A 9,184-nucleotide genomic window follows, 5' to 3' on the forward strand; every position below is an offset into this window, starting at 1 on the left:
CCCCTCCCTCCCAGGCCTTACCTTACCCCGTCGACATGACCGCATTCAAGGCGCGCCGCAACTCCTTCAGCCGGGGCGGCTTGCCCAGCACGCAGTCGACGTGTTCGGGATAGTCGCTGTCGGCCGCCAGGCGCTGGCCCCAGCCGGTGAGCATGATGATGGGCGTGGCCGGCGAGCACTGGCGCACGGCGCTGGCCACCTTGCGCCCGTCCACGTGGGGCATGCCCAGGTCCGTGATGACCACCGCAAAGTGTTCGTGCCGGTCGTACGCGGCCTGGAAGCAGTCGATGCCGGCCTGGCCCCCATCGGCGGACACCACCTCGTGGCCATCGATTTCCAGGATGTCGCGCAGGGACTTGAGCACCATCGGGTCGTCGTCCACCACCAGGATGCGCAGGCGTGGCGGCACAACGTGGGCCGCGTCGGGCGCATCCTCCCTTTCGTCCGCGGCGCAGGCGGGGAAATCCAGGCGCACCGCCGTGCCCTGCCCCGGCGCCGTGAGGATGTCGATGCTGGCGCCATGGCGCTCCATCATGCCGTACACCATGGCCAGGCCCAGGCCCGTGCCCCGCTCGCCCTTGGTGGTGAAAAATGGTTCCAGGCAACGGCGGCGGGTATTCTCGTCCATGCCGATGCCCGTGTCGCCCACCTCGATGCGCACCTGCCGCGCCTCTCCCGCTGCGCCGGTGCAGCTGGTGCGCACGCTCAGGGTGCCGCCGTCCGGCATGGCGTCGACGGCGTTGAAGACCAGGTTGGTCAGCGCTTCGCGGATTTCGCCCACGCTGCCGGGCAGCATGGGCAGAGCGTCCGCCAGCTCCGTGCGCAGGGCGATGACGATGCCGCGCTGCTGCGGCATGTCGCTCCAGCGCGCGCGCGTCAGGTCCAGCACCTGCTGCACCACCAGGTTGGCGTCGATGGGCGACAGCGCCAGCTGCGGTTCGCGCTGGCGGTAGAATTCGCGCATGCGCGCCACGGTGGCGGCCACATCGTCGATGGCGCGTTCGATGACTTCCAGGCAATGCCGGCCCTGCGGACTGAGATTGGTTTCCGTCTCCAGCAAGGACTCGGTGTACAGGGCCACGGGGGAAATGGCGTTGTTGATGTCGTGCGCGATGCCGCTGGCCATCTGCCCCAGCGCGCGCAGGCGCTCCTGCTGCATCACCGACTGCTGCGTCTGGCGTAAGTCGTCATACGCGCGCTGCAGCGCGCCGTAGAGCTGTGCCTGGTTGGCCGCCAGTGCCACATGCTCGCTCAGCTGGCTGAGGAATTCGCATTCGCCGCTGGTGAAACTGTGCGCGGCGCGGCGCGCCACGATCAGGATGCCGAAGACCGTGTTTTCAGCCAGCAGCGGCGCCATGACGAGAGCGCGCAGCCCCCCTTGCGCCAGCCGCTGCGGAAACGGAAACGCCACTTCGGCGATGTCGGCTTCATACACGAGCTTGCCGCACACGCAGCTCGACAGGCCATTCTCGTCGATGGGGATGTGCGCCTGCTCGCCCATCATGAACGACAGCGCCAGCGCCTCGCTGCGCACGCCCACGCACGTCACCTGCAGCGCGTGCTGCGACGGTTCGTACAGGCAGATGCAGCTGAAATCGATGGGCAGCTGGTCTTCCAGGCTGCGCACCACCACCTGGAAGATGCTGCGCAAGTCCTGCCGCTCGCCGATCGAGCGCGTGATCTGCTGTAGCAGGTTCAGCCGCTCGAGCTGCTCATGCACCTTGCGCTCGGCCAACTGGCGCTCGGCGATCTGCGTTTCCAGGGCGGCATTCGTGTGCGCCAGCTCGTCGCGCGAGACGGTGGTGCGGCGCAGCTTTTCCGTCATGCCGTCGAAGGCGCGCGCCAGGTCGCCGATTTCATTCCTGGTGTGCAGGCCGAGCGCAAAATCGAGCTTGCCGGCGCCGACGATCAGGGTCCCCTGGCGCAGCTTTTCCAGCGGTCCCGTGACGCTGGTCACGGTGAAGTAGATCAAGCCAGCCACCAGGGCGATGATCATGCCGCCAAACAGCATCACGGCGACGTTGGCCCGCTGCTGCGCATCGAGCACGCCTTGCCGGCTCAATTCGGACAGCCGCATCGCGTCCGAGATCATGCCCTGCACCTTGCCCATGATCTGGCCGGACAGGCGCGACTCCAGTTCGCCCAGCACCTCGCGCCGCCGCGGGTCCTGCCCCAGCTCGCGGTGATTCGCCACAAACAGCTCGAACAGGGCGCCCACGCCGGCCAGGTCGCCCTGCAATTCGCGCAACAGCGCGCGCTCCTCGCCGGTGCTGAAGGCAGGGGTGGCCAGCAAGCCCGTGGCCAGCGATTCGCTGCGCAGCTGCCACTGGGCGCGCGTGCGCGCGCCATGGTGCAGCGCATATTCGATCGACAGGTAGCGCAGCGACGTGACCGCTTGCAGGATATCGGCCGCCGCCTTGTTCTTCGCCAGTTCGCGCTGCATCGCCATGGTGGTGGAGAACAGCACGGCGACGATGATGGCCACCAGCAGCACGCAAAACAGTTCGGCCAGCTTGAAGCGCGTTACGATTTTCACGGTGGCTTTCTCAATGAATGACCGTCACGGCCGATGGCGCCACAGCTTCCAGGCCGTCCAGATACACGGCGTCGAGGAAGTTCGGCATCTCGCCGTTCCCGGCCAGGCGGTTCTTGATGGCCCAGCGCGCCTCGTCTTCCAGCGCCAGCAGCAAGCCCTGGTCAAGCACGATGCCAAACTGATAACCGTGCCAGGCCGCCTGCAGGCGCGCCGCCTCGCCGGCCGACGCCGTGCGAAACAGGGCGCGCGCGGCGTCGGGCTCGTCGCGGCAAAAGCGCGCGCCGGCAAGCAGCGCGCGCAGCACCTTGCGCATCGTCGCCGGGTGGCTGCGCACAAAGTCGCCCATGCCGGCCACATTGAACAGGCCCGCATACACATCCTCGCCATAGAAGATGGCCGCCTTGCCCGCGATGGCATGCGTCATGCCCGTCAGGAAGGGCTCCCAGCCGGCCGCCGCGTCGACCTCGCCCCGCGCCAGCGCAGCGGCCAGCTGGTCCGGAGGGTAGTTGCGCAAGGTGACTTCCGCGGGCAGCAGCTTCTGGCGGTTCAGGAAAGCGTCCAGCGTGAAATGGCCGGAGGTGCCCAAGGTGACGCCGATGCGCTTGCCTTTCAGGCTGGCGGGCGTGGACACGCCGTGGTCCAGGCGCCCCACGATGCCGTGGTCGCGCTCGGCTTCGAAGATGCTGGCGATGATGACGACGGACTGGTTCTGCAGGCTGGCCAGCACCACGGGGATGTCGGACACGGTCCCCAGGTCGGCCCTGCCCTGCAGCACGGCTTCCAGCGACGCCTTGCCCGACGAATACGGTTGCAGCAGCGCGTCGACGCCCTCGCGCGCGAAATAACCGCGTGCGCGCGCGGCCAACACGGGGCAGCTGCCCACGTATTCCGCATTCACGGCCAGGCGCAGCACTTCCACCGGGCCGGGCGGCGCAGCGGGACGGGCATTGAAGCGCCAGATGGCCGCGGCGGCCAGCGCCAGCAACAGCGCGATGGCCGCCAGCCAGATCACCCGCCGCACCGGCGCGGCGCCGTTCATGCGCTGCGCTGCGCCGTGGCCGACTCCAGCGCGCTGTTGACGGCCTCGGAAAACGCCTGCACGTCGAGCGGCTTGGTGAGGTAGCGGTAAAAGCCAGCCGCCAGCCCCTGGCGGATATCGCCCGGCCCGGCCACGGCCGTCAGGACGATGACGGGAATATGCGCGGTGCGGACATCGGCGCGCAGCAGCTGCATGACTTGCGTGCCGCTGATGTCGGGCAGGTCGCTGTCCATCAGTATCAGCTGCGGCAGGTGGCGGCGCGCCAGGTCCAGGCCCGTTTGCCCGTCGCCGGCCGACAGCAGGTCGAGGTCGGGGCGAAAATGGATCAGGCCCGCCACCAGGGCCAGATTCAGGGGGTTGTCTTCCACATACAGCAGCGTCTTGCGGTCCGGCAGCCGTACCGTTTCCGCGGGCCGGGCAATGGCGGACAGGTGTGCACTTTCCTGCTGCGGCTGGCGCGCCGGGCAACTGGCGATATCGAGCCAGAAGGTGCTGCCGCGTCCGGGCGTGCTGGCCACGCCCAGCCTGGCCTGCATGGCTTCGGCCAGGCGCTTGCTGACCACCAGCCCCAGGCCCGTGCCCTCCTCGTCGCGCGCATCGCGTCCCAGGCGGTTGAAGGGCTGGAACAGCGCTTCGAGCTGCGCGGCGCTCAGCCCGCCGCCCGTGTCGCGCACGGACAGGCGCAGCTGCCGTGCGTCGACGGGCTGGCAATCGACGTGGATTTCGCCCTGTTCCCGGTTGTACTTGACGGCGTTCGACAGCAAGTTGAGCAGTACTTGCTTGAGGCGTGTACGGTCGGCCAGCACATGCAGGCCGACCGCTTCCACGAACGTCAAAGTGATGCCGCGCTTGCGCGCCAGCGGTTCCATCATTTGCCAGCATTCGTGGTAGATGCCGGCCAGCTCGACCGGCTCCATAGACAGCGACATATTGCCCGACTCGATTTTGGCGATATCGAGGATATCGTTGATCAAAGTCAGCAGGTGCCGGCCCGCGCCGAAGATGTGCGAGGCAAAGATTTTCTTTTCCTGCGCCGTCGAGGGGATGGAGTCGGACATCAGCATCTGCGAAAAGCCCAGGATGGCGTTGAGCGGCGTACGCAGCTCGTGGCTCATGCTGGACAGGAAATTGGTCTTTTCCTGGTTCGCCCGCTCGGCCACTTCGCGCGCCAGCTGCAAATCCTTGTTCATGGCGTCGAGTTCGTCCGTGTGCTGGCGCAGCAGCAGTTCCAGGCGCGCATTGGCGATGCGCAGCTGGCGCGTTTCCAGCGCGCGCGCCAGTATCAGCAGGATGCCCGACACCTTGAACGGCTTGACGACATAGTCGAGCGCACCCGCCTGCATGGCCTGCACGGCCGAGGCGATCGTGCCTTCGCCCGTCATGATGATGCAGGCCAGGTCCGGATCGATCTGCCGCGCCGCTTCCACCACGGCGATGCCGTTCATGCCAGGCATCATCAGGTCGACCAGCAGCAGGTCGAACGATTCGACGGCCAGCAGGGACAGCGCCGCCTCGCCAGAGACGAGTCCCGTCGTGTCGTAGGCCTGCCCCCGCAAGGTGTCGCACAGCGCGCGCATGTGCGCCAGCTCGTCGTCGACGATGAGGATACGCGGCGGCATTGATGAGCTGTTCATGCATTCTCCTGGCGCCCCACCTGCGCCTCGCGGAGCGGAGGCAGGCCTGCAAGATGCTTTTCGAGCATAACACTTGCGAATTACCAAAAATACACGAATTGTCACGCGCGCGGCAACGCAAGAGGCTAAGTAAGCTTGGGAAGCCCCCGCAGCAGCTTGTCCAGGGTCAGCGGATAGTCGCGCACGCGTACACCCGTGGCGTTGTAGACGGCATTGGCGATCGCGGCCGCCACACCGCAAATGCCCAGCTCGCCCACGCCCTTGGCTTTCATGGGCGAGGACATGGGGTCGGTTTCGTCGAGGAAGATCACGTCCTGGTGCGGGATGTCGGCGTGCACGGGCACTTCGTAGCCGGCCAGGTCGTGGTTGACGAAGAAACCGGCGCGCTTGTCGACCACCAGTTCTTCCATCAGCGCCGCGCCCACGCCCATGGTCATGGCGCCGATCACCTGGCTGCGCGCCGCCTTCGGGTTCAGGATGCGGCCGGCCGCACACACAGCCAGCATGCGGCGCACGCGCACTTCGCCCGTGTCGCCGTCCACGCCCACCTCCACGAAATGCGCGCCAAACGTCGATTGCTGGAATTTTTTGTCGAGCTCGCCATATTCCATATGGTCTTCGGCGACGATGTCGCCGTTCGCCGCCGCCTGCGCCAAAGGCACGCTGCGCTCGCCCTGGCTGACTTGCCCATCGGAAAAACGCGCTTCCTTCTCGTCAAAGCCCAGCTTGCCGGCGATGGCCTGGCGCAGGCGCACGCAGGCCGCATACACGCCTGCCGTCGAGCTGTTGCCACCCCACTGCCCGCCCGAACCGGCCGAGACGGGAAAATCCGAGTCGCCCAGGCGCACGACGACACGCTTCAAGGTCACGCCCAGCATTTCCGCCGCCGTCTGGGCGATGATCGTGTAGCTGCCCGTGCCGATGTCCGTCATGTCCGTTTCCACGGTGACGATGCCGTTGGCGTCCAGGCGCACGCGGGCGGCGGACTGCATGACGAGGTTGTTGCGGAAAGCAGCCGCCACGCCCATGCCCACCAGCCAGCGGCCGTCGCGCCGCGTACCGGGCTGTGCTTGGCGCTCTTTCCAGCCGAACTCCACGGCGCCAGTGCGCAGGCAATCGATCAGGCGGCGCTGGGAAAACGGTCTGCCCGGTTTTTCCGGGTCCACTTTCGTATCGTTCAGGATGCGCAAGACGATGGGGTCCAGGTTCAGCTTTTCCGCCAGCTCGTCCATGGCGATTTCCAGCGCCATCAGCCCCGGTGCCTCGCCCGGCGCGCGCATGGCGTTGCCTTCCGGCAAGTCGAGCACGGCCAGGCGCATGGCCGTCATGCGGTGTGGCCCCGCATACAGCAGCCGCGTTTGCATCACGGCCGTTTCCGGCGACCCTCCTTTGAGGTCACCGGACCACGATTCATGGCCGATGGCCGTGATCTTGCCATCGCGCGTGGCGCCGATACGCAGGCGCTGGATGGTGGCGGGCCGGTGCGTCGTGTTGTTGAACATCAAGGGCCGCGTCAGGGCCACCTTGACGGGACGCTGTGCCGCGCGCGCGCCAAGGGCCGCCAGCAGGGCTTCGGCGCGCACGAACAGCTTGCCGCCGAAACCGCCGCCGATATACGGCGAGACGATGCGCACCTGCTCTTTCGCCATGCCAAGGGTGCGGGCCAGGTCGCCCCGGCCCCAGTCCACCATCTGGTTCGCCGTCCACAGCGTCAATGTATCGCCCTCCCAGGCGGCAATCGACGCGTGCGGCTCCATCATGGCGTGCGACTGGTCAGGCGTCGTGTAGCTGACGTCGAGACGCACGGGAGCATTCGCAAAGGCGCTGGCGAAATTGCCCGTCTTGCTGTCGGGCTTGCCATCCTTCGGCCTGGTGGCCGAGTTTTTTGCCTTGGCCAGGTCGAAAACGCCCGGCTGCTCGACATACTTGACGTCAAGCAACTGCGCGGCCGAGCGCGCCTGCTCGAAGGTTTCCGCCACCACCAGCGCGATGGCCTGCTGGTAATGTTGAATGTCCGGGCCGCCCAGCAAATGCGCCGTGTTCATCTTGCCTTTGCCCAGCTTGCCTGCCGATTGCGCCGTGACCACGGCCAGCACGCCCGGTGCGCGCCGCGCGGCGCTGGTATCGAGCGAGGCGATGCGGCCCCTGGCAATCGCCGCGCCCACCACGTAACCGTAGGCGGCGTACGGCGCGGCCTTGTTTTGTTCATACGCGTACGGCGCCGTGCCCGTGGTTTTCAGGGGGCCATCGATGCGGTCCGTGGGACGCCCCACGACTTTCAGCTGGTCGATGGGGTTCGTCGTGGCGGGTGTCGAAAATTTCATGGCCCTAGCCTTTCTGGTCGGGTGCTTGCGCCAGCACGGCAGCAATCGTGCGCTGCGCCAGGGTCAGCTTGAAGGCGTTGTCGGCGGTGGGATGGGCGCCCGCCAGCAGCCGTTCGCTCACGGCAGCCGCGCCATTGGGCATCGCCTGCTCGGCGGCGGCGATTCTCCACGGCTGCGGCGCGACGCCGCCCAGGGCCAGCCTGCCAGTGCCGTTGGGCAAGATGATGGCCGCGACAGACACCAGCGCAAACGCATACGAGGCACGGTCGCGTACCTTGCGGTAGACGTGCGTGCCGCCGACGGGCGGGGGCAAGGTCACGCTGGTGATCAGTTCGCCCGGCTGCAGCACGGTTTCCAGCTGCGGCGTGTTGCCCGGCAAGCGGTAAAAGTCGGCAATCGGGATGCTGCGCGTGCTACCGTCGGCCCGCACCGTGTCGATGCCGGCATCGAGCGCGCGCATGGCCACGGCCATGTCGCTGGGGTGCGTGGCGATGCAGGCCTCGCTGCCGCCCAGGATGGCCAGCGGCCGGCTGAAACCCGCGATGGCGGAGCAGCCGCTGCCCGGCACGCGCTTGTTGCACGCCTGATTCGTGTCATAGAAATACGCGCAGCGCGTGCGCTGCAGCAAATTGCCTGCCGTCGTCGCCTTGTTGCGCAGTTGCGCCGAAGCGCCGGCCAGCAAGGCGCGCGACAATACGCCGTAATCGCGGCGCACCGTGGCGTGGGCCGCCAGCGCCGTGTTGCGCACCAGGGCGCCGATACGCAAGCCGCCGTCCGCCGTCGTTTCAATGCGATCCAGGGCGAGGCCATTCACGTCGATCAAATGCGCGGGCGTTTCGATTTCCAGTTTCATCAGATCGAGCAGATTCGTGCCGCCCGCGATGAAGCGCGCGCCCGGCGTGTGCAAGGCGGCGGCCGCCGCCTCGGCCGGTGTGGCCGCCTTCTGGTAGCTGAACACTCTCATGCCGGCCTCCCCGCCACCTCGGTGATGGCTTCGATGATGTTGGAATAGGCGCCGCAGCGGCAAATATTACCGCTCATGCGCTCGCGCAATTCTTCCGGCGTCACCGAGGGCGGTGCGTTCAAGTCAGCGCTGACGTGGCTGGGGATGCCCTGGCGGATTTCTCCCAGGGCGGCGACGGCCGAGCAGATCTGCCCCGGCGTGCAGTAGCCACATTGAAAGCCGTCATGCGCGATGAAGGCGGCCTGCATCGGGTGCAGCCTGTCGGGCGTACCCAGTCCCTCGATGGTGGTGACCTTGGCGCCGTCATGCATCACGGCCAGGGTCAGGCAGGCATTGATGCGCTGGCCGTCGAGCATGACGGTGCAGGCACCGCACTGGCCGTGGTCGCAACCCTTCTTGGTGCCCGTCAGCTGTAAATGTTCGCGCAAGGCGTCGAGCAAGCTGGTGCGCGTGTCGAGTTCCAGGCTGTGGCGCCGGCCATTGACGTCGAGATTGACTTTCATCAGGACGGGCGGCGGAGAAACACTGGCCTGGGTGGCCGTATTCACCGCTTCCGCCGCTCCCGCCACGCCGGGCACGGCCACGGCCGTGGCCGACAGCGCGCCGGCGATCAGCAAGCCTCGCCTGCCGGCATTGATGTGATTACACTCTGTCATGTCGCGCTTCCTCCTGGCTGTGGACTGGCTG

At 67.0% G+C, this 9,184-nt stretch carries 6 protein-coding genes; all 6 read right to left on the minus strand.

The genetic code is table 11. The annotated features are described in order from the left end of the window. Positions 1-22: 22 nt before the first annotated feature. Positions 23-2,536 carry an ATP-binding protein gene (locus O0882_RS11945; RefSeq protein WP_289948158.1) on the minus strand — a complete coding sequence of 838 codons (2,514 nt, stop codon included), beginning with the start codon at positions 2,534-2,536 and terminating at the stop codon, positions 23-25. A gap of 10 nt (positions 2,537-2,546) precedes the next feature. Next, positions 2,547-3,575: an NrtA/SsuA/CpmA family ABC transporter substrate-binding protein gene (locus O0882_RS11950; RefSeq protein WP_289948161.1), complete on the minus strand. Its 1,029-nt coding sequence runs from the start codon at positions 3,573-3,575 to the stop codon at positions 2,547-2,549. Next, the gene (locus O0882_RS11955; protein ID WP_289948163.1) at positions 3,572-5,209 is read right to left on the minus strand and encodes a response regulator; all 1,638 of its coding nucleotides are present in this window, start codon (positions 5,207-5,209) and stop codon (positions 3,572-3,574) included. Before O0882_RS11955 ends, O0882_RS11950 begins: the two co-directional genes overlap by 4 nt. Positions 5,210-5,334: 125 nt before the next feature. Beyond that, a complete protein-coding gene (gene paoC / locus O0882_RS11960; RefSeq protein ID WP_289948164.1) occupies positions 5,335-7,533 on the minus strand; it encodes an aldehyde oxidoreductase molybdenum-binding subunit PaoC in 2,199 nt (732 codons plus the stop codon). Between the two features lie 4 nt (positions 7,534-7,537). After that, complete coding sequence (locus O0882_RS11965; RefSeq protein WP_289948166.1) at positions 7,538-8,497, minus strand: xanthine dehydrogenase family protein subunit M; 960 nt, start codon at positions 8,495-8,497, stop codon at positions 7,538-7,540. Further along, a complete protein-coding gene (gene paoA, locus O0882_RS11970) occupies positions 8,494-9,153 on the minus strand; it encodes an aldehyde dehydrogenase iron-sulfur subunit PaoA (protein WP_289948169.1) in 660 nt (219 codons plus the stop codon). The genes O0882_RS11965 and paoA overlap by 4 nt, the downstream gene beginning before the upstream one ends. Positions 9,154-9,184: the final 31 nt, after the last annotated feature.

Source organism: Janthinobacterium sp. SUN073 (genome assembly GCF_030397665.1).
Classification (GTDB): domain Bacteria; phylum Pseudomonadota; class Gammaproteobacteria; order Burkholderiales; family Burkholderiaceae_D; genus Janthinobacterium.